This is a genomic window from Paraburkholderia acidiphila, assembly GCF_009789655.1.
Taxonomy (GTDB): domain Bacteria; phylum Pseudomonadota; class Gammaproteobacteria; order Burkholderiales; family Burkholderiaceae; genus Paraburkholderia; species Paraburkholderia acidiphila.
In genome coordinates, this window is sequence record NZ_CP046912.1 from 58,054 (window position 1) to 84,249 (window position 26,196).

At 64.3% G+C, this 26,196-nt stretch carries 21 protein-coding genes and 1 pseudogene; 7 read left to right on the plus strand and 15 right to left on the minus strand.

From position 1 onward, the window contains the following. Both FAZ97_RS30535 and FAZ97_RS30540 read left to right on the plus strand, forming a co-directional pair. On the plus strand, nt 1–1,152 hold the full coding sequence (locus tag FAZ97_RS30535; RefSeq protein ID WP_158762526.1) for a CaiB/BaiF CoA transferase family protein: 1,152 nt from the start codon (nt 1–3) through the stop codon (nt 1,150–1,152). A gap of 60 nt (nt 1,153–1,212) precedes the next feature. Next, nucleotides 1,213–2,652: an MFS transporter gene (locus FAZ97_RS30540; RefSeq protein WP_158762527.1), complete on the plus strand. Its 1,440-nt coding sequence runs from the start codon at nt 1,213–1,215 to the stop codon at nt 2,650–2,652. Nucleotides 2,653–2,702: 50 nt separating this feature from the next. Here the strand turns inward: FAZ97_RS30540 and FAZ97_RS30545 are convergent, their stop codons facing one another. From FAZ97_RS30545 to FAZ97_RS30590, 10 genes are all read right to left on the minus strand, one after another. Continuing rightward, entirely contained in the window at nt 2,703–3,041 is a 339-nt protein-coding gene (locus tag FAZ97_RS30545; RefSeq protein ID WP_199272233.1) for a DUF2322 family protein, read from the minus strand. A gap of 72 nt (nt 3,042–3,113) precedes the next feature. Beyond that, nucleotides 3,114–4,496 (minus strand): amidase, encoded by a 1,383-nt coding sequence (locus tag FAZ97_RS30550; protein ID WP_158762528.1) that lies wholly within the window; start codon nt 4,494–4,496, stop codon nt 3,114–3,116. Between the two features lie 72 nt (nt 4,497–4,568). After that, nucleotides 4,569–5,270 (minus strand): DUF2848 domain-containing protein, encoded by a 702-nt coding sequence (locus FAZ97_RS30555; RefSeq protein WP_158762529.1) that lies wholly within the window; start codon nt 5,268–5,270, stop codon nt 4,569–4,571. A gap of 68 nt (nt 5,271–5,338) precedes the next feature. Next, nucleotides 5,339–6,646, minus strand: coding sequence for an MFS transporter (locus FAZ97_RS30560; protein WP_407671939.1), 1,308 nt, complete (start codon nt 6,644–6,646; stop codon nt 5,339–5,341). Between the two features lie 53 nt (nt 6,647–6,699). Then, nucleotides 6,700–7,356 carry a DUF4286 family protein gene (locus FAZ97_RS30565; RefSeq protein WP_158762531.1) on the minus strand — a complete coding sequence of 219 codons (657 nt, stop codon included), beginning with the start codon at nt 7,354–7,356 and terminating at the stop codon, nt 6,700–6,702. A 100-nt stretch (nt 7,357–7,456) separates the two neighbouring features. After that, the gene (locus FAZ97_RS30570) at nt 7,457–8,506 is read right to left on the minus strand and encodes a LysR family transcriptional regulator (RefSeq protein WP_158762532.1); all 1,050 of its coding nucleotides are present in this window, start codon (nt 8,504–8,506) and stop codon (nt 7,457–7,459) included. 178 nt (nt 8,507–8,684) lie between these two features. Next, nucleotides 8,685–8,903 carry a hypothetical protein gene (locus tag FAZ97_RS30575; RefSeq protein ID WP_158762533.1) on the minus strand — a complete coding sequence of 73 codons (219 nt, stop codon included), beginning with the start codon at nt 8,901–8,903 and terminating at the stop codon, nt 8,685–8,687. 173 nt (nt 8,904–9,076) lie between these two features. Further along, entirely contained in the window at nt 9,077–10,543 is a 1,467-nt protein-coding gene (locus FAZ97_RS30580; protein WP_158762534.1) for an MFS transporter, read from the minus strand. A 159-nt stretch (nt 10,544–10,702) separates the two neighbouring features. Continuing rightward, complete coding sequence (locus FAZ97_RS30585) at nt 10,703–11,236, minus strand: hypothetical protein (protein ID WP_158762535.1); 534 nt, start codon at nt 11,234–11,236, stop codon at nt 10,703–10,705. Nucleotides 11,237–11,572: 336 nt separating this feature from the next. Beyond that, complete coding sequence (locus FAZ97_RS30590; protein WP_158762536.1) at nt 11,573–13,000, minus strand: aminotransferase-like domain-containing protein; 1,428 nt, start codon at nt 12,998–13,000, stop codon at nt 11,573–11,575. A 366-nt stretch (nt 13,001–13,366) separates the two neighbouring features. On the opposite strand from FAZ97_RS30590, the gene FAZ97_RS30595 reads away from it, so the two are divergent. From FAZ97_RS30595 to FAZ97_RS30605, 3 genes are all read left to right on the plus strand, one after another. Further along, entirely contained in the window at nt 13,367–14,698 is a 1,332-nt protein-coding gene (locus FAZ97_RS30595; RefSeq protein ID WP_158763328.1) for an amino acid permease, read from the plus strand. After that, nucleotides 14,698–15,930, plus strand: a complete 1,233-nt coding sequence (locus tag FAZ97_RS30600) for an NAD(P)/FAD-dependent oxidoreductase (RefSeq protein WP_158762537.1) — start codon at nt 14,698–14,700, stop codon at nt 15,928–15,930. The genes FAZ97_RS30595 and FAZ97_RS30600 overlap by 1 nt, the downstream gene beginning before the upstream one ends. Nucleotides 15,931–16,015: 85 nt before the next feature. Beyond that, a complete protein-coding gene (locus tag FAZ97_RS30605; protein WP_158762538.1) occupies nt 16,016–17,167 on the plus strand; it encodes a branched-chain amino acid ABC transporter substrate-binding protein in 1,152 nt (383 codons plus the stop codon). 350 nt (nt 17,168–17,517) lie between these two features. On the opposite strand, the gene FAZ97_RS30610 is transcribed toward FAZ97_RS30605, so the two are convergent. Both FAZ97_RS30610 and FAZ97_RS30615 read right to left on the minus strand, forming a co-directional pair. Continuing rightward, nucleotides 17,518–17,742: a hypothetical protein gene (locus tag FAZ97_RS30610; RefSeq protein WP_158762539.1), complete on the minus strand. Its 225-nt coding sequence runs from the start codon at nt 17,740–17,742 to the stop codon at nt 17,518–17,520. A gap of 35 nt (nt 17,743–17,777) precedes the next feature. Beyond that, the gene (locus FAZ97_RS30615) at nt 17,778–18,701 is read right to left on the minus strand and encodes a hypothetical protein (RefSeq protein WP_158762540.1); all 924 of its coding nucleotides are present in this window, start codon (nt 18,699–18,701) and stop codon (nt 17,778–17,780) included. A 432-nt stretch (nt 18,702–19,133) separates the two neighbouring features. Here FAZ97_RS30615 and FAZ97_RS30620 point away from each other — a divergent pair. Continuing rightward, a pseudogene (locus FAZ97_RS30620) lies at nt 19,134–19,376 on the plus strand (branched-chain amino acid ABC transporter substrate-binding protein); the annotation flags it as partial. A 113-nt stretch (nt 19,377–19,489) separates the two neighbouring features. On the opposite strand, the gene FAZ97_RS30625 reads toward FAZ97_RS30620, so the two are convergent. The 3 genes from FAZ97_RS30625 to FAZ97_RS30635 all read right to left on the minus strand — a co-directional run bounded on the left by FAZ97_RS30625 (nt 19,490) and on the right by FAZ97_RS30635 (nt 23,988). Next, entirely contained in the window at nt 19,490–19,795 is a 306-nt protein-coding gene (locus FAZ97_RS30625; RefSeq protein ID WP_233271980.1) for a hypothetical protein, read from the minus strand. After that, on the minus strand, nt 19,780–20,661 hold the full coding sequence (locus tag FAZ97_RS30630; protein ID WP_158762541.1) for a hypothetical protein: 882 nt from the start codon (nt 20,659–20,661) through the stop codon (nt 19,780–19,782). The genes FAZ97_RS30625 and FAZ97_RS30630 overlap by 16 nt, the downstream gene beginning before the upstream one ends. Nucleotides 20,662–21,051: 390 nt before the next feature. Then, nucleotides 21,052–23,988 (minus strand): PAS domain S-box protein, encoded by a 2,937-nt coding sequence (locus FAZ97_RS30635; protein ID WP_158762542.1) that lies wholly within the window; start codon nt 23,986–23,988, stop codon nt 21,052–21,054. Between the two features lie 518 nt (nt 23,989–24,506). On the opposite strand from FAZ97_RS30635, the gene FAZ97_RS30640 reads away from it, so the two are divergent. Beyond that, nucleotides 24,507–26,036 (plus strand): methyl-accepting chemotaxis protein, encoded by a 1,530-nt coding sequence (locus tag FAZ97_RS30640; RefSeq protein ID WP_158762543.1) that lies wholly within the window; start codon nt 24,507–24,509, stop codon nt 26,034–26,036. Nucleotides 26,037–26,196 lie beyond the last annotated feature (160 nt).

The following is a 26,196-nucleotide window of genomic DNA, read 5'->3' on the forward strand; positions in this document are numbered from 1 at the left end:
ATGAATACGCAAACCCGGTTGCCGCTAGAAGGCGTGCGTGTGGTCGAATTCACGCACATGGTCATGGGCCCCACCTGCGGGATGATCCTCGCGGACCTCGGCGCCGAAGTCATCAAGATCGAACCACCCGGCGGCGACAAGACGCGCAATCTGCCGGGCCTCGGCATCGGCTTTTTCCGCTCGTTCAACCGCAACAAGAAGAGCGTGGTGCTCGACATCAACACCGAAGCGGGGCGCGCCGCGGCCGTCGAACTGATCGGCGAGTGCGACGTGATGCTCGAAAACTTCCGGCCCGGCCTCATGGAAAAGCTCGGCCTGGATTACGCCACGCTCTCGCAGCGCTACCCGCGCCTCATCTACGTCTCGCACAAGGGTTTTTTGCCGGGCCCCTACGAGAAGCGTCTCGCGCTCGACGAAGTCGTGCAGATGATGGGCGGCCTCTCCTATATGACCGGGCCCGCGGGGCGGCCGCTGCGTGCCGGTACGTCGGTCAACGACATCATGGGCGGCATGTTCGGCGCGATCGGCGTGCTAGCCGCGTTGCGCGAGCGCGACGCCACCGGGCGCGGCCAGGAGGTGCAGAGCGCGCTGTTCGAGAACTGCGTGTTCCTGAGCGCGCAGCACATGCAGCAATACGCCATGACGCATGAAGCGCCGCCGCCCATGCCCTCGCGGGTGTCGGCCTGGAGCGTGTACGACGTGTTCACGCTTGCAGAGGGCGAACAGCTTTTCATTGGCGCGGTGAGCGACAAACAGTTCGTGACGCTGTGCGACGTGATCGGCTGCCCGCAGCTTGCCGGGGAGCCTCGCTTCGCGAACAACGCCTTGCGAGTGGCCGTACGGCCTGAACTGCTCGAACGCCTCGGCGCCGTGTTAGCCACGCAGCAGGCGGCGGAGCTCATGCCGCGTCTCGAAGCGGCAGGCGTTCCGTACGCGCCTATCGTGCGCCCCGACCAGTTGCTCGACGATCCGCACCTGAAGGCAAGCGGTGGACTCGTGCCGATGCAGACCGACGACGGTGGCACGACCGAAGTCGTGCTGCTGCCGCTCATGATGGGCGGTCGACGCCCCGGCGTGCGTCAGCCGCTCGCGAGGGTGGGCGAGCATACCGAAGAAGTGCTGGCAGGACTGAAGTCGCGCGCCGCGCCCTGAACCAGCAGGCGCGGCGTTCACAAGAATGATGCCCGGCGAGGCGTCGTCACGGAGACAAGCATGCAACGAACCCTCGGCGCGGACGATCCGCTCGACGCCGTCACGGCCGCACCTGTAGGCAATCGCGCGGCGGCCGCGCTTTCCGCGCGGCTCGACCGCCTGCCCGCCACGCGCCAGCTCTGGATGCTGGTGATGCTCATTTCGCTCGGCGGCTTCTTCGAAGTCTACGATCTCATCTTCACGGGCTATATCGCACCGGGCATGGCCAAAAGCGGCATGCTGCAAACCACCACGCACGCGTTTTTCGGCTTCAACGGCATCGGCGCGTTCGTGGCCGCGACGTTCGCGGGTCTTTTCATCGGCACCTTTTGTTTCGGCTGGCTGCCGGACCGTTTCGGACGACGAAGCGTCTTCACGTTCTCGCTGCTGTGGTATTCGGTGGGGTCGGTAGCGATGGCGTTTCAGCATACATCGCAAGGGCTGATTTTGTGGCGCTTCATCACGGGCATTGGCGTGGGCATCGAGATCGTCACCATCGACAGCTATGTCACGGAGATGGTCCCGCAGCAGATGCGCGGGCGCGCGATGGCGTTGAACCAGGCAATCATGTTTTCGGCCGCGCCCATTTCGGCACTGCTTTCGTGGTGGCTCGTGCCGCAGGCGCCGCTCGGTCTGGACGGCTGGCGCTGGGTCGTGCTTGCCGGTTCGCTCGGTGCGGCGATTGTGTGGTTCGTGCGCCGCGCCGTGCCGGAAAGCCCGCGCTGGCTCGTCACCCACGGTCAAACCGAAGCGGCCGAACGCGTGATCGCGCAGATGGAGCAGCGCGCCGTGCGCGAAAGCGGCCGGGCGTTGCCCGAGCCTTCGCCCACGCTCGTGTTGCCCGCGCACCGGCGCACCTCGCTCGCGGAGCTCTGGAAGCCGCCGTACCGCGCGCGCCTCATCATGCTGATCGCGTTCAATCTGTGCCAGGCGGTGGGCTACTACGGTTTCGCCAACTGGGTGCCCACGCTCCTGATCGGGCAGGGTGTGACCGTCACGAAGAGCCTGCTCTATGCCGTCGTGATCGCCATCGCGCTGCCATGCGGGCCGTTGCTCGCGATGCTCGTGGCCGATCGCATCGAGCGCAAATGGCTCATCGTCGGATCGGCGTTCGCGGTGGTCGTGTTCGGCTTGCTGTTCGCGCAGGCGCGCGCGCCGCTTGCGCTCATTTCGCTCGGTGTCCTGATCAGTCTCGCGGGACAGACGATTTCCGTGTGCTATCACGCCTATCAGGCCGAGCTTTTCCCCACTGCCGTGCGTTGCAGCGCCAATGGCATCGTCTATTCCGCAAGCCGCGTGGGCGCCATGATGTCGGGGTTCATCATCGCCGCGTTGTTGCGCGATTTTGGCGTGAGCGGCGTGTTCGCCGGCATCACCGTATGCATGCTCGCGGTGATGATTTCCATCGGCGGGTTTGGGCCGCGCACGAATGGCGTGCGGCTCGAAGAGCTTTCGGCGTGAGGGGGAAGGGGAAAAAGGCGCGCCGTTCGGCACGCCTCTTGAGGCAACGCTCAGGCTGCGGCGATCACGTCGATACGCAGCGCCGGGCCGCCCGCGGCGATTTCCAGCAGACGATCGACGTTCGGGTGCGCGCCCGGACGGTTGCGCGCGTCGGCGGTGTGCTCGGCGAACACGGCGAGGCCATGCTCGGCGGCGTTGGCGTCGAGCGTGCCGAAGGCTTCGCGCAGATAGTGGTAGACCGCGAGCGACCCCTGCTTGCCGGGCTTGTTCTCGATGCTCGCGGTAACGTTGCCCTGAGCGTCCACGAGATCGATGCGCTCGATGCCGTCGATGCCCGGCAGCAGTGCGAGATTGTCCTTGAAGACGGCGCCCGGTTGAATGGCCTGAATCACTGAAAACACTCCGTTGGTTGGATAAATGGCGGTGGGGAGCCGTATCTTAGCCGATCGGAGTGAGACGCATCAGGCCCCGTTCGCGCCGCGCAGCACGCTTTCGATGGCGGCGGCCACGTTCAGCAGGTGCGCGTCGCTTTCGGCGAGTCCCGCCACGCTCAAGCCCACGGGCGCCTCGCCGCGCGGCGCGCACGGCAGCGACACCGCACAGCCGTCGAGGAAGTTCACCACCGAAGGATTGCGCAGCACGAGCGCGTTCGTGGCCGCGAAGTGCGCCGGGTCGGCTTCGAGCGCCGCGATGGCCGGCGGCACGATGGGCACGGTCGGCATGAGGAAGGCATCGAAGCCCGCGAGCGCGGCGCGCGCCTGTGCGATGGCGGCGGCGCGCGCGGCGAGCAGGTCGATGTAGTCGGCGGCGCTCGCCGTTTCGCCCAGGCGAATACGTGCGAGCACGCGCGGGTCGTAGCGCTGCGCTTGCGCAGGCAGGCGGCTGCGGTGCGTGGCAAAGGCCTCGATCGGCGAGAAGCCGAAGCGGTTGATGGCGGGCAGCGTCTGCAGCAGCGGCAGGGGCAGCGGGGTGATCTGCGCGCCCGCACGCGAGAGGTGCGTGAGCGTGGTTTCCCACCTGCGCGCGACATGCGCGTCCATGCCTTCGATCACGTAGTTCGACAGCACGGCGAGACGCAGGCCCTTGGGCTCGACAGGGCGCACGCGCGCCGCGTCGCCGTCCGTCGGCAGGCCCGCGAGCACGCGGTCCACGAGCGCGCAGCATGCCACGCTCGGGGCGATGGCGCCAATCGAGTCGAGCGTGGTCGAGAGCGGGAAGACGCCGTCCGTCGGTACGCGCCGGGCCGTAGGTTTGAAGCCGGTGAGGCCGCAGAACGCAGCGGGAATGCGCAAGGAGCCGCCCGTGTCACTCCCAAGGCCGGCCGCGGCCATGCCGCCCGCCACGGAAGCCGCCGCGCCTGACGAGGAGCCGCCCGCCACGCGTGCCCCGTCGCCGTCGCGCCAAGGCGAGCGCGGCGTACCGCGCCACGGGTTCAGGCCGAGCCCCGAGAACGCGAATTCGCTCATGTTGGTGCGCCCGAGCGGGACGGCCCCGGCGCGGCGCAGGCGGGCCACGGCGGGGGCGTCGAAGGCGGCGGGCGGGGCGTCGTCGAGTACGCGCGAACCCGCACGCGTGGGCTCGCCCGCCACGTCGAACAGGTCCTTGATGGAGACCGGCAGGCCAGCGAGGGGGGAGAGCCGTACGCCCGCGCGGCGCAGCGTATCCTGGGCGTCGGCTTCGCGCCGCGTGCGTTCGGCGTCGAGGGCAATGAACGCGTGGCCGCCGTTGCCGCCGTCTGCGGCAATGCGCGCGAGTGCGGTTTCCACGAGCGCTCGGCTCGTCGTGCGGGCCGCGTCGAGGTCGGCGGCGAGTCGGGAAAGGGGCGTGACAGGAAGGAATGACATGGGGTTCGTTGCGCGTGTACGGGGAAAGGGGGAGCGCTTAGGCCCTGCTTAGGCAACCGTTTAGGCAACCGTTTAGGCCACAACAGGCAGCGCACGAACCGCATAACGTGCCCGCAGGCTGCGTTCGAGCACCGGGTCGTGCAATTCGAGTTCGAACGCGTCGCCCGACTCCATCGCCGCCATCTCGCCATTGACTGCAAGCGTGCCGCTGTACATCGCGCTGCCCGGCGGCAATGCGCCCGTTTCCGTAAAGCGCCGCCACAGGTCGGCGGGCGGCAGCAGGCCGTCCACGGCGCCGCTCTGGTAGGCGCGTGTTTCGCCATTCGCGGCGACGAGCGTGGCGCGCATCGTCAGCCGGTCCCAGTGGCCTTCCACGTCCTCGTAGCGCCACGCCTCGCGGCCCAGCGGCTTGGGGCACACCTGCTTGGAGACCGCCACGCTGTACGCCTCCGCCTTGCGGTCGGTGTGATCGGAGCCGATCGTCACGAGCGTGCCAAGCGGGCTCGCCACGAGCACGCACTCGATCTCGCCGCTCGTGTGAGTGCCGAGCACGTCCACGGTTTCGGCCTGGTTCAGTTGCTCCGCGCCCACGCGGTAGAAAAGCGGCGTGCTCGAAGGCGGCGCCACGCCGAGCGCGGCGAGTTCGTCGATGTGATGCTGGATCGCGTGAGCGTCGCGGCCGGCCCAGCCGGCGATCACGAGCGTGTCGATGTCGAGCGAGAGCGGCGTGGCTGCGCCGCCGGCAGGAAGGACGGTGAAGGAAAGCGTGGTCATGATGGCAGTTCGAAAGGGGGAAGACGCACCCGGCGCACGTGCTCGCGCGCCGAGAGGAAAAGCAGAGGTCAGTCCTGCAGCGGGCGATGCGCGGTTTCGCGTGCGGCGATCAGCGCGATGCCGGTCACGATCAGGGCGCCGCTCACGTAGAGCGAGACGGCTGTCGTGCTGTGCCAGCTGCGAAACAGCGCGACGATGATGAGCGGTGCGAAGCCGCCGCCGAGAATCCCGGCGAGCGTATAGGCGAGCGAGGCGCCGGCATAACGCACGCGGGTCGGGAACTGCTCGGTGACGAAGGCGGCTTGCGGGCCGTACATCACGGCGTGAATCACGAGGCCGACCATTACGGCGAGCACGATCAGCGCGGGCTGCGAGGTGTTCATCAGCATGAAGAAGCCGAACGCCCAGACAATGGCCGCGATCACGCCGCCAAGGTACACGGGACGCCGTCCGAAGCGGTCGGAGAGCGCGCCGAAGAACGGCACGGCAAGGGCGTTGCAGGCAGTGCCCGCGAGCACGGCAGTCAGTGCGAGCGAGCGCGAGAGGTTGAGCACCGTAGTCACATAGGTGAGCGTGAACACGACGAGCAGCGCGTACAGCACGTCGGAGCCAATGCGCGCGCCGCCCGCCACGATGAGGCGCCGCCAGTGCTGCGAGAACACTTCGAGCACGGGCACTTCGGCAGTGGCGTGCGCTTCGTTGAGCTTTTCGAACTGCGGCGTTTCGCCGACGCTGCTGCGCACCCAGATGCCGAAGAGCACGAGCAGCAGGCTCGCGAGGAACGGCACGCGCCAGCCCCACGAGAGGAACGCATCGGCCGACACGGAAATCGTGATGACGGCGATGAAGCCCGTGCCGAGCAGCGTGCCGAACGAGGGGCCGACTTGCGCCCACGAGGCGTTCAGGCCGCGCTTTTTCTGGTCACCGTGTTCCACCGCGAGCAGCACCGCACCCGCCCATTCGCCGCCGAGCGCGATGCCCTGCACGAAGCGCAGTGCGACGAGCAGCATGGGGCTCAGGATGCCGGCCGTGGCATAGGTGGGCAGCACGCCCATCAGTGCGGTGGTGATGCCCATGAGCACGAGCGTGAGCATGAGCACGGCGCGGCGGCCCATGCGGTCGCCGAGATTGCCGAAGATGAAGCCGCCGAGCGGCCGCGACACGTAGCCCACGGCATAGGTCGAGAACGCGAGCAGCGTGCCCGCGAGCGGATCGACCGAAGGAAAGAACAGATGATTGAAGACCAGCGCGGCGAGCGTGTTGTAGACGGTGAAGTCATACCATTCGAGCGACGTGCCGATCATGCTGGCACTCGCGAGACGGCCGCGTCCGGCGCGGGTGCGGCCGATCGTCGAAGCCTGGGCGAGAGAGTTCATCGGGGTCTCCATAGTCGTTGGGCGGGCGTGAAGCGTTTGCGGCCTGTGCCGCGTCACGCCGCGAGGCGCCAGAGCATGTCGAAGCTGCGCACCGATTCGCTCGCCACGCCTGCGGCCTGCGCGAGTTGTTCGGCGGCGGCGCGCGCCGCGGCGTTCGAACTGCCTTCCACGAACACGACCGCATCTTCCTGCACGGCGCGCGCCGTGTCCGTATCGCTTCCGGTCGCGAGCGGCGCGGAGAGCGTGCCCTCGGTGCGGAACACGCGCACCGCGTGGACGCCCGCCTGATGCGTGACGTCTTCCGCTTCGTCTCGCCAGCCTGCGGCGGCGAGCGTTTGCGGCGGCGCCACGAAGATCGCGACGTGCGCGCCTTCGCCTTCGCCCGCTTCGAAGGCAAGCTCGCCCACGCGGCGCTGCGTGTCGCTCATGCGCGCGAAGTTGCGCAGCGACCAGTCGGTTTGGACGGTGAAGGCCTGGCGGTAGGCGTCGCTGCGGAATACGTCGAGCGATTCCGTCACGTAGAGCGCGAGATAACGGCGTGAGCTGCCGTCGTTGGCGAGGAAGCGGCGCGCATGGCGAAAGCCGCGAATGCCCACGCGCTCCTGCATGTGTTCGCGGTCGTACCAGGCGTTGAAGTCGGCTTCGGCGTGCGGGTCGGTGTCGGTCCAGATGCAAAGCTGGCCGGGCTGGGCGTTCGGTGTCGTGCTCATCGGTTATTCCTGCGCATACGTTGTATCGGATAGACGCAGTTTGGCGAGCACGGGCCGCTTCGGTCCAACAAGAAAAAAAATACGCAGTGAACAGGTTTTTTTATCGCTTGTTTTTGTCGCTGGCGGCGCGGGCCGGTTTTGCCGGGCGCTGGCGCGCGGTTTTCGCCGCGGGTTTTGCAACCGCAGCCGCGCGAGCCGGAGCTTTCGGGCGGCGCGCGGTGCTTGCGGATGCGGCCAGCGTTGTGCCATCGAGTTCCGGCCCCAAAGCGAGCACGAACGCCTGTGCCTGTTCGGCAGCCAGCTCGGCGATACGCGCGGGCAGCGGCTGGCTCTGCAGACGGTAGCTCGCCACGAGCGGCAGCGGTACGAAGCCGCTTTCCACGTCGAGCACTTCGAGCGCGCCCTCGCGCAGCTCGCGCTGGATGATGGCGGGCGGCAGCACCGCCACGCCGAAGCCGTCGGCCACGAGGCGGATCATCGCCGCCACCGAACTGATGCAGTTGATGCGCACCGGGCGCTCCACCGCGCGTGCGAACTCTCGTTCGAGCGCGATATGCGGTCCCGAATTGCGCGAGAAGCTGACGATGGGAAATTCGGCGAGCCGCGCAAGATCGACGCGTTGGCCCGAAAGCCTGAGCGTGGGGCTTGCCACCCAGCGCATGGGGAACTCGCACAGCGGCAGGTCGGCGAACTCGCGATCGCCCAGCGCGTGCGTTTGCAGGATCAGATCGACGGCGTCGGCGCGCAGCAATTGCGTGAGGTGGATCGTGGTGTCGCTCGTGACCTCGATCTCAAGATGCGCAAAGCGTTCGCGCACGCGCGCCATCAACGCGGGAAACCAGCTATGCACGATCGACTCGACCACGCCGATGCGAATGAGGCCGCCGCCGCCGCTGGCATCCTCGACTTCGCGGCGCATCTCCTCGCCGAGACTCACAATGCGCTCGGCGTACGCGAGCATCTTGCGGCCCGCGGGCGTGAGCGTGGCCGAGCGCGAGTTGCGATCGAACAGGCGCACGTCGAAGCTTTCCTCAAGCGAAGCGATGCGGCTCGACACCGCCGCCTGCGTGGTATGAAGCTTCTCCGCGGTGAGGCGGAAATTCTGCAGGCGCGCGAGCCAGATGAATGTTTCGAGAAAGCGGATATTCATGATTCGGAGAAGGGCGGACGGCGAGGACGCATGATAGCGCGCCGTGAAGAGCGGATACTTGATCGTGTACGTATCGAGATCAGTGAAAATCCCGCGCCGGTAATTATATTGGAATGCTAAGTAACGCGGTCATCGAAGATTTTTCGCTGTTGGTTCGGAGCGCGCAGTGGGACGGAAATCAGGTGCGTGTTTTGGTCCCCGATCCCTTTGTGCCGACCAGCCAGCCGAGCGCCGTGCCCAGCAGCGTGACTATCGTTTGCAGGCCGACAGTCGTTTCCGGATGCGTGGCGAGATAGAAGACAATGCCAGTCAAAAAGAGGGCAAGGAAACTAATGACCGCGAAACGCAACCATTCGAGATCTTTCCAGGCGGCGAGGATGCCGTTGGCCGGGTCCATGACGAATAGCGAATGCCTTCAAGTATTGTTGTGAAGTTTGGCGAGGCAATGAAATAATGCGGCGTAACGTGCGTTAGTGAACAGTTTGTCCGCGCGATGGTAAGCGGTCATTCATGACACAGAAGGTGAGATCTGAAATCGTCGAGGCGCGTCGCATTCGAAGTCTTGCCGCCTCACTCCTCTTCCACAGCCGAAAGCGGCGCGGCCACATGCTCGAGCGACTTGCGCTCCGCATCCACGCCCCAGATCGCGGCGACTAGCGCCGCGCCGAGCATGAGCGCCGATCCCACGACATAGCCCGTGAACACCTCACTGCGTTGGTGCGTATCGATCAGTCGTCCGAAGAATGCCGGACCGATAATGCCGCCGAGCGCCGTGCCGAACGCATAGAACACAGCGATCGCAAGCGCCCGAATCTCCAGCGGGAACGATTCGCTCACAGTCAAATAGGCGGAACTCGCGGCCGCCGAGGCGAAAAAGAAAATCACCATCCACGCCCCGGTTTGCATTGCCGCCGTGAGCATGCCCTGCTCGAAGAGCCACCCGCTCACGGTGAGCAGCACGCCTGAGAGTGCATAGGTCGCGGCGATCATCGTGCGCCGGCCAATCACGTCGAACAGACGCCCCAGCACGAGCGGCCCGAGGAAGTTGCCGAGTGCGAACGGCAGCAGGTAGAGGCCCACGTCGCCGCCCGGCACGTGATAGAACTCCGTGAGCACGAGCGCGTAGGTAAAGAAAATGGCGTTGTAGAAAAACGCCTGGGCCGTCATGAGCGAAAGTCCCACCAGCGCGCGGCGGCGGTGCCGCACGAAAATAGCGTGGAACACCGCCCGCAGCGGCGTGTGACTGCGTGCATGCAGACGCAGCGGGTCGTTGGGCGGATCGTCCAGCGTGTGGCCCGCATCGCGAAAGCGCGTTTCGATGTCCTTTACGATCCGCTTCGCTTCGTCATGCTCGCCGTGGGTAAGGAGCCAGCGCGGACTTTCGGGAATCCAGCGGCGCATGGGCAAGATGATGAGCGCGAGCACCGCGCCGATAAAGAAACACGCGCGCCAGCCCCAGTCCGCGGGCAGCAGGCGCGGGTCGAGCAGCACGAGCGAACCCGCCGCGCCAATGCCCGCGCCTACCCAGAACGTGCCGTTGATGCTGAGGTCGGTCCAGCCGCGCACGCGCGCAGGCGTGAACTCCTGGATTGTCGAATTGATGGCTGCGTACTCGCCGCCGATGCCCGCGCCCGTGATCGCGCGAAAGGCGACGAAACTCGCGAAGCTCCACGAGAACGCCGTGGCGGCGGTGGCAAGCAGATACACGGCGAGCGTGATGAAGAAGAGCTTGCGGCGGCCCAGCCGGTCCGTGAGCCAGCCGAAGCCGAGCGCGCCGCACACGGCGCCCGCAATATAGGCGCTGCCGGCGAGCCCCACCTGCGCGTTGTCCAGATGCAGCACCGGGCTCGTTTTTAGCGCACTCGCTACCGCACCGGCCAGCGTGACTTCGAGACCGTCGAGCAGCCAGGTGACGCCCAGCGCCACGACGATGAGCACGTGAAAGCGGCCCCAGGGCAAGCGGTCGAGGCGCGCGGGCAACGTGGTTTCGATGATGGCGGGTTGATCGGTCGTCTCGGTCGTGTTCGGTGGATTCATCGGGCAAGGCGGGGTTCAGCACGCGATGCCTTGCAGCATGCGCCGTTCCTGAAATGGCCTATGAGCGTGTCGATGCGATTAACGATTCATCCGGTTTCGGGATTGCTACGCCGCCTTAAGCGCATTGCCCAATTCGCCAGATAACTAAAATACGCGCGCTCAGAAACCACGCCGAACCGTAACCGTTGCGCCCGTGCTATGCGAATGAAGAATAGCGACGCGCGCGGTGGCGGAAAACACCCATTCGTCGACGGTCAGAGAGAGCCTGCGCTGAGGTTGCGCGCCGATGTTCAGTGTGCTGTCCTGCACCTGAAGAATCGAGATCTGGGGCGCTGTGGAAGGGCCCATCTGCAGATAACCGGCCGTGGGCCGCGCAGCCTGCGCTTCGTAATGGCTTCCGGGCGCGGACTTCACGAAGTCGTAATGGTATTTGTCCTGCGCCACCGGCGCGCTATAAAAACTTTCGACTTGCGCGTAAAACGGCTTTGGCTGATTTGCCTGATATTCCATTTCGTACCGGTGCAGGTACGCCTGGGGTTCCGGTGGCAGCGCTGGAACCACTTCCATAGGCATGGACGGAATATTGGCGACCGTCATGGTTTCGGGAGCGTTCAAGCCGGTGCTCTGAGCGAACGCATAACCGCTCAGCATAAAAAAGGCTGCACCGACAATCTTTTCGTTCAGGCACGTCATGAGCATGCCTCCAATGACGAACGCGAAACATCAAAACTGCCGAACGTTCCTGCCGAACAGACCGCCATTGCATCGACTGCACCAATGCATTCTAGTACCTCATTGGCTTCCTGCTAGTCCAATGTGTGCGCACGCCGTGCAGATGGATGCAAAGTCCACCAGCCAGCGCATGGCGTGCCATGTCGTTGCCTAACATCGCGGACGTTATGACCGATTCAAACGACGGGAAGACCACCCGCAGCGGAAGAAATTGCGGATGGTCGTGCGGATATGGGAAGGCTCGCGCGAGACGCGAGCCCATCGACGCCAACGCACTGGGGAAAATACGAGTGCGCCTCAGATCGTGCCGAAGAGCGCGCGCGGCCGGTCCTGCAGCGTGCGCGCGAGGACCTTCAGTGCGCGCGCCAGTTGCTCCCGCGAGGTTGCACACGCGAGATTGATGCGCACGCCGTGCTCGAGCGTCGAGCGGTCCACGGCGAACGCCGAAGCGGGCATGGTGTTCACGCCGCGCGCCAGGGCGTTGGCGGCGAAATCGTCGGAGCGCCACGGCGCCGGCACGCGCAACCAGACGAACATGCACGCCGGGTCGCTGTTGACGAGATCGCGCGGCAAGATCTCGAGCGCGAGTTCCTGGCGTGCCTGCAGTTCCGCACGCTGCGCTTCGAGGATGAGCTGCGCGGTGCCGTCCTCGATCCAGCGCGTGGTGATGAGCGTGGTGAGCGGCGCGGGCATCCACGCTGTCGTGCGCACGGCTTCGGCAGCCAGCGCCGCGCCATGCGGCGGCGTGAGCAAATAGCCGATGCGCAACCCCGGCGCGAGCACCTTCGAGGTGGATGCCACGTGAAAGGTCAGTTCGGGACACAGGCTCGCGATGGTCGGCAGGCGTTTGCGCAGCAGCGGGCCGTACACGTCGTCCTCGATGATCGCGACATGATGGCGCCGTGCGATCTCCACGAGCGCGAGGCGCCGCTCGAGGCTCATCGTCACCACGCTCGGGTTCTGCAGGTTCGGCACGGTGAAGATCGCCTTCACCGGCATGCGGCGGCAGGCGTCTTCCAGCTGATCGGGCAGGAGGCCTTCGGCATCGCTCGGGATACCGACCAGTTCGAACTGGAACACGGGTGCAAGCGCTTTCAGGCCGTAATAGGTCAGCTTGTCGGAGAGGATCACGCCTTCGTGTCCCATGAGGCTGCTCAGGACCGCATAGAGGCCGTGCTGCGCGCCGCTCGTCACGACGAGATTCTCGGGCGAAGGCGTGAACCCGGGCGCGGCGATCCATTGCGTGCCCGCCGCACGCGCCCATTCGGCGCCTTGGGGCGGCTGATATTCCTGGGTTTCCGCAAAGCGCGGATCGCGCGAAATCTGCGCCATCGTGCGGGCGAGCTGCGCGAGGAATTCGCCCGTCGCCGGGCGGTTGACGGTGAGGTCCACCACGCCGCTCGCTTGCGCGCCGCTCGTGTCCGCGCTTCGCTGCGCCGCGGCGCCGACGGCCGGCATGGCGCCGCCGGTGACGATCGAGCCGCGCCGCTTGCTCGCGACGATCAGCCCGCGCGCCTGCAACTCCTTGTACGCGCGCGAAACGGTCGAGACGTTGATGCCAAGCTCCACGGCCAGATCGCGCTGCGGCGGCAAGCGGCTGCCAGGCGGGTACTGACCGCTGCGCACCTGTTCCTCGAGATTGCGGGAGACCTCCAGATACGTGGCTTGACGACCTTTTGTCTGGATATTGTCATCCGTTTTTGTCTGGTAATCGTCGGCTTTCATGCAAGTAGTAGCTCCATACAAAACTCGATCGTCTGCCACATCACCGTGCTGCACTGGCACAGGTTGCCCGTGCCGTTACCGCATCTTTAACCCAAAAGTACGATAACTGGCAAGAGTTTAGCGGCTTATACCGTAGGCCGTAACGTCATTTGCCAGGGAAATTCCTGGTCTCCACACAAAGACTTTTCAATTGCACACAAAAAATTATTGTGTGAGTATGAATCCAAGGTTTTGTTCGGCCAGCAGTTCGGCGCAACACGCACTGTATTACAGGAGGACAGGCTCGTGGCAACCCGGCAATCCACACCCGCTTCAGGCGGAACATCCACACCCCTCGGGCATTCGCTGCGCAAGCGGCACGTCACGATGATTTCGCTCGGCGGCATCATCGGCGCGGGGCTGTTCGTCGGCAGCAGCGCCACCATCAACGCGATGGGGCCCGCTGCCTGCCTGAGCTACTTGCTGGCGGGCATCGTCGTGCTGTTCGTCATGCGCATGCTCGGCGAGATGGCGCTCGCGCATCCAGGCGTGGGCTCGTTCACGGAGTTCACGCGCATTGGTCTTGGCGACTGGGCCGGCTTCACGAACGGCTGGCTCTACTGGTACTTCTGGGTGATCGTGGTCGCCGTGGAGGCGGTGGCGGGCGCGGGCATCCTGCAGCGCTGGATTCCCGCCCCGGTCTGGGTGATCGGGCTCGCGCTGCTCTCGTTCATGACGGTCGTGAACCTGCTCTCGGTGAAATCGTATGGAGAATTCGAGTACTGGTTCGCGTCGATCAAGGTCGCGGCGATCATCGTGTTTATCGTGGTGGGCGCGAGCTATCTGTTCGGCTTCAGCTCGTGGCACCAGACCGTGCACAACCTGAGCGGCGACCACGGCTTCATGCCGTTCGGCGCGATGTCGATCTTCGCCGGTGTGCCTACCGTGATCTTCGCCGTGGGCGGCGCGGAGATCGCGACCATCGCCGCGGCCGAATCCGACGATCCGGGCCGCAACGTCGCTTCGATGACACGCTCGGTGATCCTGCGCGTGATTACGTTCTACGTCGGCTCGCTTTTCGTGATCGCGTGCATCGTGCCGTGGGCGAGCATCAAGGTGGGCTACTCGCCGTTCGTCGCCGCGCTTGAAACCATGCATATTCCGGGCGCCGCGGACATCATGAATGCAATCGTCCTCGTGGCCGTGCTCTCGGCGCTGAACTCCGGGCTCTATGTGTCCTCGCGCATCGTGTTCCGGCTGGCCGAACGCCGCGACGCGCCGCGTGCGTTGCTCACGCTTTCGAAGAGCCGCGTGCCGCGTCTGGCCGTGCTTGCGAGCAGCATCGTCGGCTACGTGGCCATCGTGGCGGCGATCGTTTCGCCGCAGGGCGTGTTCCTCTATCTCGTCAGTGCGTCGGGCGCGGTGATGCTGTTCGTGTATCTCTCCATCGCCGTCTCGCAGATCGTGATTCGCCGCCGCCTCGAGGCAACCGAGCCCGAACGGCTCACGTTCAAGATGTGGCTCTTTCCCTGGCTTTCGTGGGCCGTGGTGGCGGCCATCGCCGGCGTGCTCTGCGCGATGGGCTTCGACCATGCACTCTCGGGTCAGCTCATGGCGAGCCTCGCGAGCGTGGCGGTGGTGTCGGCGGCTTACATGCTGACGCGCAAGAAGACTCACGTGGAAGATTTCCGTGAGCCCGCAACCAACTGGAAGAAGTAATGGCGCAAGTGGCTGTCATCGGCGCGGGGTTCGTGGGGCTGTCGTGTGCGTACTGGCTCATGCGCGACGGGCACAGCGTGACGCTGTACGACGCGCAAGGACCCGGCGAGGGCGCCTCCTACGGCAACGCGGGCACGTTCGCGAACTACGCGTGCATTCCCGTGAATAACCCCGACGTGTTTCGCAACATCCCGCGCTATCTGTTTTCGCCGACGAGCCCGCTGCGCATTCGCTGGGGCGACGTGCCGGCGCTCTCGCCGTGGCTCGCGCGCTTTCTGCTGAGCGCCACGCCGCGCCGCTACAAGGGCAGCGTGAATGCGCTTGCACAACTGCTCTCGCGTGCATTCGACGGCTACCGGGACATGCTCGCCGTCGACACACTCGCGGCCTTCGTGCGCGAACGCGAGTGTCTCTACCTGTACTCGAGCGCGGCATCGTTCAAGGCCGCGCAGCCGGCGCTCGATCTGAGGCGCTCGCTAGGCGTGCAGTTCGACACGCTCGCGCGCAGCGAAATCGCACAACTGGAGCCGGGCCTCGCGCCGCTGTTCGCGCAAGGCACGCTCTTCAAGGGCAGCTGGTTCCTGAGCGATCCGCGCGGCTTTCTTCAGGCCTTGCATGCGATGTTGACGCAGCGCGGCCTCGTGCACCAGCGTGTGGCCGTCGAGACGCTGGAGCCTGCGGCCAGCGCGGTGAAGCTGATCGATTCGGCGGGCAAGGTGCATGACGCCGAACAGGCCATTGTGTGCGCCGGCGCGCTTTCGGGGCGTCTCGCGCGCCAATGCGGCGACGCACTGCCGCTAGGTGTGGAGCGTGGCTATCACGTGCGCTTTCCTGGCACCGCTAACCGAATTTCGCGGCCGTGCGGCTGGGCCGAGCGCGGTTTCTACATGACGCCGATGGACGGCGGCATTCGCGCAGCGGGCACGGTCGAGCTGGCGGCCAACGGCGCGGGCAAGAACGCGGACCTGCTGCGGCTGTTGACGCGCTCCGCGCAGGAGGCGCTGCCCGGGTTGCCGGAGCCGGACAGCGACTGGCTTGGCTTCAGGCCGAGCCTGCCCGACGCGCTGCCCGTGGTGGGCGCGTCGAGCCGCTCGCCGCGCGTGATCTACGCGTTCGGGCACCAGCATCTCGGCGTGACGCTCGGCGGCGTGACGGGCAGCGTGGTTGCGGATCTTGTTGCGCAACGCGCGCCTGCCCTCGATCTCGCGCCTTATAGTCCGCGTCGTTTTTAAGCGTGTTTTCAGGTACTTTCCAGCCACATGGCGCCCATAACCACGTAACACCCACCGCAACAATCTCCCAGCGAGGATGAGCATCATGAACCGCCGCACTCTCGTACTAACGATGGCCCTCGGGCTGATGGGCTTGCACGGCCCCGCGCAGGCGGCCGACCCCGAGGTTGTGAAGATCGGCTTCGCGGGTCCGCTCACGGGCCCGGTGGCGCGTGTCGGCAAGGACTTGCAGTACGGCGCGCAACTCGCAATCGACGAGGAGAACGCCAAACACCCGATGATTGGGGGCAAACCGGTCAAGTACGTGCTCGAGGTGCAGGACGATCAGGCCGACCCGCACGTGGCGGTGCAGGTGGCGCAAAAACTCGTGGACGACGGCGTGGTCGGCGTGATCGGCCACTACAACTCGGGCTGCAGCATTCCCGCTTCGACGGTTTATCACAATGCGAACGTCGCGATGATCACGCCGGGCTCCACCAACCCGGCGCTGACCCAGCAAGGCTATGCGAACGTGTTTCGCACCATGGGCAACGACGGCATCGGCGGCGTGATCGCCGGAAAGTTTGCAGTCGAACAGTTGAAGGCGAAGCGCATCGGCATCATCGACGACCGCACGGCCTTTGGTCAGGGGCTCGCCGACGCGTTCGAGAAGGGCGCGAAGGAGGCCAACGGCAATATCGTCGACCGCGAGTTCACCAACGACAAAGCGGTGGACTTCCGCGCCATCCTCACGTCGCTCAAGCAAAAGAACGTCGACGTGATCTTCTTTGGCGGCCTGGATGAACAAGGCGCGATGCTGGCCAAGCAGATGCGCACGCTCGGCATGCCGGCGCGGCTCTTCGGCGCGGGCGCATTGAAGAGCAATGCCTTCCTGCAGATCGCGGGCCCGGCGGGCGAGGGCACGCAGGATCTCGAACCGGGACCGGCGCTCGACAAGCTGCCTTCCGCGCAGGCGTTCGCGAAGCGCTACAAGGCGCGCTTCAATCAGGATGTCGAACTGTATGCGCCGTTCGCCTATGACGCCGCGCTCGCCATGATCAAGGCGATTCACGATGCCGACTCGCTCGACCGCGCGAAGATCGTCGCGAGCTTCCCGAAGGTAACGGTGGTGGGCGTGACGGGCAATATCGCATTCGATCCGCACGGCGACCTCATCAAGCCGCCGTATACGCTCTTCGAGGTGCAGCAAGGGCAGTGGAAGAGCCTGAGGACGCTTGGGGGCAACAACGGGGTGTAACTAGTGCCCGGTTCAACATCAGTACGCTGGTGCAGCCAACGTCGATGATGTAATTCAGTCGTCGACAATAGCGGCTGTGAATTGACACCTGCCAAGTCGTAATCCGCATGAGCACGTGACGCAGCCGCCAGTGTTGGCGGCTGTGCGCCGAAAGGTCTACAGGCACGATATGGAAACGCAATTCGCGATCATCAAGCAAGTCTGTGACGTTGGTGTTGTCGTCTGAACCGTCGGCGCTGACGCGGGGCAATGGAGCCTGCCGCCCACTCAACGGCGCAAACCAATCTTGAAATTCCACCGCCTTCGCCACTTTTCGCGGCACTGCACACAGCTTTCCTTGATGTCGTCGTTCAATCATCGGCTTGTGTGACCTTGATATAAGGCTTCAGGCTGGGGTTGGATAAGGCGAGAAGATTGAGCGTTGCCCCGCCAAAACGCCGTGCGAATTCATCGTCCAGCGTGCCGTTATAGTCCGCGACCGGCAATTCGAACGGAAAGAGTCGGGCAGTCGCCGCAAGCACTTTTTCCTCGTCCAACGTGTATGACACAAGCGCATGCTTTTCTTCGGACCACATTACAACAACACACCGCTTTACTGGATGATTAGCCATCAATACCCTCTGCATTGTTGATAGTTCTGAAAGGCACGTTGTGAGCACGCGTCGATAAAACGCTGTCCACCCATCGCGCTTCGATATGCTGTGCATTCGTCCATATCGCGCTGATACTGATCGAAGCACTCTGCTTCATCGTTTTCACTGACGCCGCGTGCGGCGAAGTCTGTTGCATCGCTTCCGCTCCAATCGTCGTTATATTCAAACGGCTGCGCGTCGCCGAGCGGAGTCGAGTCGGCTCCTGAATTCGCACTGAACAGGTCATCGCCAAACGTACGGCCATCGTCGCTTCCGGTGTCGTCGTCGTCCAAATTGCCTTCACCGACGCCGACCAATGCGCCTGCCGCCGACTCAACGAACCCCAAGGATCCTCCACCCCCTTCACTAGTACTTGCGGCACTGCTTGCTGCTTGCGTCAGTCCCGGAGCGGCTTTGGTTACCTGTGAGGGCACATCGAGTGTCTCAGGCAGGGAAGACCCGGCGCCAGCCGTCTTCCCCTCCTGTGCGGCCTTGAACGCGAGCCACTCATCCCATGTCAATGGACGGTTCGCATTTCCCCCACCCGATGCACTTGCCGACTGCCGGAACTGAGGCGCTGGCGTGAGCCGGAACACGCGTGGGCGCTGCGTCCACTCCCTGTCCATGTAAGGCACAAGACGGCCGCTGCGCACCACATCGCACAAAACACGCCGGACATCGTCGTTGGTCTGTGGCAGGTTCCAGTGGGCGAAGTCAAGAATATCGGAAAGATATTCCTGAATTGTCTGCAGGCCACGCTGACCGGTTATCGTGCGCAGGTCATCCTTCGGCCTGAAATAGCGGTAGAAGTCGCCCCGGTCTTCATCTCGCTGACGTTCAAGTTCATCGTGCTCCCAGCGCTTGCGCTCGTGTTCGTCGCTCCAGAACCGGGGCGTGCGCATCTACGACTGTCGGGAAGAGAGGGTTCCGTCCCTGCCGTCGGGCCATCCCCATCGCGGCCTTCTGAGCGGGTAGGACTTGATCGTGGTCCCTTGTTGACTCCAAACCGCTTCGCGGTATTGGCCGCCTGGTACAAGCGTGCATTGCCACCCGTTCTCCATCGGCACTTCGAGGGTGTTCCATCTTGGGAAAGGCAAGGGCATGGCGTATCCGTCATGAGGCTCATGGCCTATACGTAACACGCGTAGTGACGCCTGACCTTGTGCCATGTCGACGGTTGCACGACGTTGAATCGAATGGCACTGAAGATTGTGCCCATCGTCGGACCAGGCTGTTTCTCTCGTCCACCGAAAGCAGCCGCATGGGCGACAAGATGGCCGCTGTAACGGATAGTGCCGGAGGGGATGGTGCGCTGATCAATGCGTCTTGGGGGCGAACTGTATGCGCCGTTCGCCTATGACGCCGCGCTCGCCATGATCAAGGCGATTCACGATGCCGACTCGCTCGACCGCGCGAAGATCGTCGCGAGCTTCCCGAAGGTAACGGTGGTGGGCGTGACGGGCAATATCGCATTCGATCCGCACGGCGACCTCATCAAGCCGCCGTATACGCTCTTCGAGGTGCAGCAGGGGCAGTGGAAGAGTCTGAGGACGCTTGGGGGAAATAACGGGGTGTAACCCGCGCGGTTCAGTGGCCAGATTGGACTGTGGCGGCACGCGGTTGATTGCGTGCTCGACACATGGGAAAAGTACTTGCTCACAGATTGGCCGGCGGAATCATTGGCCGAATTTTACGGGATTGATTCGTCGTCCTTGGGTAAATTTGGGCGTGGAAGGCGTACCTTTAACATCGGCTTCAGAGTTGGATGAGAAATCGAGAGTACATCAAATGCGGTAATGCCAAGACGCCTCACCGCGTCCTCGCCAATTTCATGGCCAATTTGATCTAGCGTCCAATCCGATACGACGGTAGTCCGTTTGAGCGGCTCAATCAAGGAGTCGTCGAGTGTGAAGATCTCGAACTTTTTTTCGCTTTCAATATATGAAATTACGAAAGACTTTCTTTTCGGTTCTCGTGCCATCAGTACCCCCGACATTGATTATAAATCCTGAAAGCGTTTGCCTTGCAAGAGACGTAGGTGTAAGGGTCACCGCTCAGTGCACTATACGCCTCACATTCGGTTAAACGTTCTTCAAACTCCCCGAAACATTCAGCCTCTTGTTCCTCGCTTACTCCACTCGCGGCCAAGTCCGTGATGTTAATCGCTGAAAAATTGGCACCATAGTCGAACGATGGTGCGCCGCTTAGTGGTGTTGAGACATCCGATACGTTATCAACTTCGTCAGACTCATTGCCACCGCCGCCGAGTAAAGCGCCTGCCGCCGACTCAACGAACCCTAAGAATCCTGCGCCTCCATCTCCTTCGCTAGTACTCGCGGCACTGCCCACACCTTGCATTAGCCCCGGAGCGGCTTTGGCTACCTGCGAGGGCACATCGAATGCCGTAGGCAGGGCAGACCCCGCTCCAGCCACTTTGCCCTCCTGTGCGGCCTTGAACGCGAGCCACTCATCCCATGTCAATGGACGGTTCGCATTTCCCCCACCCGATGCACTTGCCGACTGCCGGAACTGAGGCGCTGGCGTGAGCCGGAACACGCGTGGGCGCTGCGTCCACTCCCTGTCCATGTAAGGCACAAGACGGCCGCTGCGCACCACATCGCACAAAACACGCCGGACATCGTCGTTGGTCTGTGGCAGGTTCCAGTGGGCGAAGTCAAGAATATCGGAAAGATATTCCTGAATTGTCTGCAGGCCACGCTGACCGGTTATCGTGCGCAGGTCATCCTTCGGCTTGAAATAGCGGTAGAAGTCGCCCCGGTCTTCATCTCGCTGACGTTCAAGTTCATCGTGCTCCCAGCGCTTGCGCTCGTGTTCGTCGCTCCAGAACCGGGGCGTGCGCATCGACGACTGTCGGGAAGAGAGGGTTCCGTCCCTGCCGTCGGGCCATCCCCATCGCGGCCTTCTGAGCGGGTAGGACTTGATCGTGGTCCCTTGTTGACTCCAAACCGCTTCGCGGTATTGGCCGCCTGGTACAAGCGTGCATTGCCACCCGTTCTCCATCGGCACTTCGAGGGTGTTCCATCTTGGGAAAGGCAAGGGCATGGCGTATCCGTCATGAGGCTCATGGCCTATACGTAACACGCGTAGTGACGCCTGACCTTGTGCCATGTCGACGGTTGCACGACGTTGAATCGGCTGGCACTGAAGATTGCGCCCATCGTTGAACCAGACTGTATCTCTCGTTCCCTACGGAATCAGCAGGCATCAGGAATGAGAGGACCTTGGCGGTGTTTAGCGCGCCAGCAGCAGTTCGATCAGCGTGTGAAAATCAACTGGCTTCGTGAGATGCGAGTCGATCCCGCTCATGCGCGAGCGCAGCCGGTCGGCGTGCTGGCCCCACCCGGTTAGCGCGATGACCTGCAGGCTCGCGTAGCGCGGGCTTTGACGAATCTGCCGGGCGATTTCGTAGCCGTCCATGCCGGGCATGCCGATGTCGAGCACCATTGCGTGCGGCACCGACTGCTCCAGCGCGCCGAGGGCGGCGGCGCCGTCGTACACCACGCGCACTTGCGCGCCTTCGCCCGACAGCACCATGGCGAGCGAATCGGCGGCGTCGCGGTTGTCGTCGACCACGAGAATGCGTTTGCCCGCGAGCGGCTTCGCGGCACGCGCCGTGGCAGTCGGCGGCTCGTGTGCATCGGCAAGCGTGTGCTGCGAGAGCGGCAGGCGCACCGTGAACGTGCTGCCTTTGCCGGGGCCTGCGCTCGCGGCCTCGACCGTGCCGCCGTGCATGTTCACCAGGTGGCGCACCATGGTAAGACCAATGCCAAGGCCGCCCTGGCTGCGCTCGGCCGGGCGGCCGGCCTGCGCGAACATTTCGAATGCCTGATCAATTTGATCGGCGGACATGCCGATGCCCGTATCGCTCAGCTCGACAACCGCACAGTCGCCTTCGCGCGTGGCAACTAGCCGGATCTGGCCGCCCGTGTCGGTGTAGCGTGCCGCGTTGTTGAGCATGTTCGCGAAGACCTGCGTGAGACGCACGCGGTCGGCGTTGAGAACGAGCGGGGTGTCGGGCAACGCGATGCTCAGCTCATGTTGTGCCTGATCGATGGCGGGGCGGCTCGTTTCAACGGCATTGTCGATGATGTCCGCGAGCGCGACCGGCGCTTTCACGAGGCCGATCTTGCCACGCGTGATGCGCGACACTTCCATCAGGTCGTCGATCAGCCGCACCATGTGATGCACCTGGCGATCGAGCATGTCGAGTATCGGTGCCGAGTCCGCCGGAAACACGCCGCGCCGGATGATATGCAGCGCATTGGCGATGGGCGCGAGCGGATTGCGCAGTTCGTGCGCGAGCGTCGCGAGGAATTCGTCCTTGCGGCGGTCGGCTTCCTTGAGTGCGTCCTCGGCGTTCACCGCTTCGGTCACGTTGATGGACACGCACACGTGGCCGCGAAACTCGCCGCTCGCGGATAGCCACGGCGCACAGCAGGTTTCGAACCAATGCCAGCCCGCGTCCTTGAGCTTCACGCGCAACCGGCTTTGGAACGCGCAATGGTCGTGCTGCGCGGCCTGTACGCGCGAGACGAAGCCGGGCAGGTCGCGGGGATGGATGATCGAGTGCCAGCCTGTTTCGAGCAGTTGTGCGGACGTGAGGCCGATCGCCGCGAGACAACGCTGGTTGAAATAGACCGTATTGCCTTGCGTGTCGAATTGCCAGATCAACGCGGGTGACGCATCGGCAAGCGCGCGAAAGCGCGCCTCGCTTTCGCGCAGCGCTTCCTGGGCGACGCGACGATCGTCCACGTCGATATTCATGCCCACCCATTTGCGCACCGTGCCGTCCGGATTCCAGATAGGCGCGGCGCGCACGTTCGTCCATCGCCAGCCGCCCGTGGCGACATGCAGGCGGAATTCGGCATTCACCACGCGCTGAGCGGCAATCGCGTCCTTCCATTGACGTAGCGCGTAGGCGCGATCGTCGGGATGAACGGCGTTTGCCCAGCCTTCGCCGAGCCATTCTTCGCCGGGCTGCCCGGTATAGTCCGACCAGCCCGGCGAAACCAATGCGGCCTGGCCGTGCGCATCGGCTTCCCAAACGGCCTGTGCAAAGCCTTCCACCAAGGCGCGAAAGCGCTCCTCGCTGTCCACGCATTCGGTTTCCACGCGCTTGCGTTCCGTGATATCCAGCGCGAACTCGGCGCACTTCGAGGCCATGCCCGTGCCCGAAAGCCGGGTGGGCGCGAAAAGGCCCCACCAGCGCGTGCCGTCCTTGCGGATCAACTGCCGCTCGTAGGGCTGCGTACGTCCCGTGGTCGCGAGGTCGGCGACCGCCCGCGACGTGATGCCGAGAAATTCCAGCGGCACGAGCCGGTCCCAGTGGGTCGCGGCGCGCAGATCCTCGCGACTGTAGCCGCTCATCTGCTCGAAGGCGCCGTTGGCGTCGGCCATGGTGCCGTCGAGGTCGAAGAACAGCACGCCCACGGTTTCGATGGAAATGGCTGCCTGCAGACGCGCTTCACTCACGCGAAGCGCGTCTTCGACCTGTTTGCGCTGCGCGGCTTCGTTGTGGAGCTTCGTATTGATGTTCTGCAGCGTACGCGTGCGTTCCGCGACCTGCTGCGCGAGATTGTGGCCCGCGTCCTGTGCGTCGGTCAGCGCACAGGTCAACTGGTGCGCGGCGCTCGCGCAAGAGGCGAGGCTTTGCAGCAGGCGCGCGTCTTCGGCGTCGAAATGCCTGGCCTCGCTGTGCGTGACGGCCCAGATCGTGCCGACCACCTTGCCGTTGACGCGCCACGGCACGTGCAGCGCTTCGCGAACAGGCGGATCGATTGCGTGGTACGACGCAAAGCAGCGGGCGGGGCGGTCGAACAGGAGCATGGTGTTGCGCTCCTGCGTTACGCCACAGGGGCAGTCGTCGCCGGGAAGCATGCGGTCCACCTCCGCAGCCAGTTCGCCGGCCAGCGCGCGCCAACGAAACCGCGCCGCGGCGCCGTCGCGCTCGGGCACACTCACGCCAGCCGACCCGGCGCTGCAAAGCGCGAGGGCGAGCTGCGCGAGCATCGGCAGAACACCGGAAGGATTGCTCGCCATTTCCTGCGCGAGCGCGGCAAGCGCACGGCTCTCGCCCTGGTAGTCGGGCAGCCGGTTCGGGCGGTTCACCAGCGCCTCGGTGATCAGCGCTTCCTCGACCTTGAGCGCAGGTGCGCTGTTGTCTTGCATGCTGCCTCCGCTTTTGTCGCCCGCGGCGCCCGCATCCGCATCGTTGGTGGTGACGGTGCGAACGCAGGCGGAGCCCGTTGTGCTCGTGAGTAAGCATCGCGTATTCCCGTAGAAGAAATCCGCTGGAGGCAAGGGCGTCTAGCTGTGTCCCTTTGAGGTGCGCACACGGCGAGGTGCGCCCGAAAGTGCGGCGGCCATTGAGTTTATTTGCCAGCCTCACGATGGGGAGGGCCAGGAAGAAGCCACCCGGCGTGCGGTGAAAGCTTATCGTTAGATTGTTGAAATTTGTCAGGCAACAAGGCTTGACATCGCAAGCTTGTCACACAAAAATTGCGTTCCATCCCTCAAGACGGTGCGCAATGCGCCGTTATCGGGAAGGAGAGACAGGCTGGCGCTCGCATCGCGCCAGCGAGCATCGGCGGCGCGTCAAGGCAGGTTCAGGTCAGCCCCGGGGACAGGGCTGGCCGCGAGCGACGACGCGTGCTGAACATAGAACTGATAAGGCCTACGAACGTTTCATGCGAATTTCCACCCGACTCCTTCTTCTGGTCATCACGGCGCTGATCGGACTGATCGCTATTGGCGGTTATGGGCTCGTCAGCCTCAAGCGGGAAATGCTCGACGAAACGCGCGGCAAGATCACGAATCTGCTGCAAATGGCGGAGCATCTCGCCACCTTCTATCACGACCAGGAAGTCGCCGGGAAAATGACCCGCGAAGCGGCGCAGGCGGCCACGCAGCAGGCGCTCAACCAGCTCAACTATTCCGATCGAAGCTACTTCTGGGCACGTCTGCCCGACGGCACGACGCTGGTTCACCGCAATCTGGCTTCGATCGGCAAGGTCAACGTGGGCAAGGCGCCGGACGGACGACCCGACACGGATCTCTACCGCGAAATGCTCGCGCGCGAGCACATCCCCGTGATGATGACGATGGCCAAACACCCCACCACGGGCCAGCTCACGGCGAAGATGAATGGCATTGTGGAGTTCGCACCGTGGGGCTGGTGGATCGGCACGGGCTTCTTTCTCGACGATATCGACGCCACGTTCTGGCGCACCGGGCGCGTGCTGCTTGCGCTCATCATTGCGGCGGTGGCGGGCATCGGCGTGCTGTCGTGGCAGATCATCCGCAACCTCGTGGGCACGCTCGGGGGCGAGCCGCATTACGCGGTGGCGGTCACGCACCGTATCGCCACGGGCGACCTGACCGGCAGCGTCGCATTGCGGCCTGGCGACGAACGCAGCCTGCTGGCGTCGATTGCGCGCATGCAAGCGAGCCTCGTCACCATGATCAGCGAGATCCGCGCGGGCGCGGAGTCCGTGACCACGGGCGCGGGCGAGATCGCCGCGGGCAATACGGACCTCTCTTCGCGCACCGAAGAGCAGGCCGCCTCGCTGCAGCAAACCGCGGCCAGCATGGAGCAGCTCACTTCGACGGTGCAGAACAACGAGGCCAACGCCAACCAGGCTCGCCAACTCGTTTCCACGGCCAGCACGGCGGCGGCCGATGGCGGCGCGGCGGTGGCGGCGGTGGTGGATACGATGTCGGCCATTCAGATCTCTTCGGAGAAGATGGTCGAGATCACGGGCGTGATCGAGGGCATTGCGTTCCAGACTAACATTCTCGCGCTCAACGCCGCTGTGGAAGCGGCGCGCGCCGGCGAGGAGGGGCGCGGCTTCGCGGTGGTTGCTTCCGAGGTGCGGACGCTCGCGCAGCGCAGCGCGAGCGCGGCGCGCGAGATCAAGGGGTTGATCGACGCATCGGTCGGGCAGGTTCGCGAGGGGGCGGAGCGCGTGCGCGCGGCGGGCGCGACCATGGACAGCATCGTGCGCTCGGTGGAAAACGTCACCGGCATCATTGCGGGTATTTCCGAGGCCTCGTCCGAGCAGCGTCTTGGCATCGAACAGATCAGCCGCGCGGTGACGCAGATGGACGAGGTGACACAGCAGAACGCGGCGCTCGTGGAAGAGGCCGCTGCCGCCGCCGATTCGCTCTCGGGTCAAGCACACCGGCTCTCGCAGGCCGTGTCGATTTTCCGGACGTGATTCGGGGTCCCGTGTGTGTTGCTTTTCGGTCGCTTGAGCTTGCTCAAAAGCGCGCGAAACCGTTGCCTGACAAGGCTCAAAGCCCTGCGGTTCTGGTGCGCGGCATTTTGCCACCGCATTGACGCACGCGCATGGTGTGACAATGCGTCGAACTCTTAAA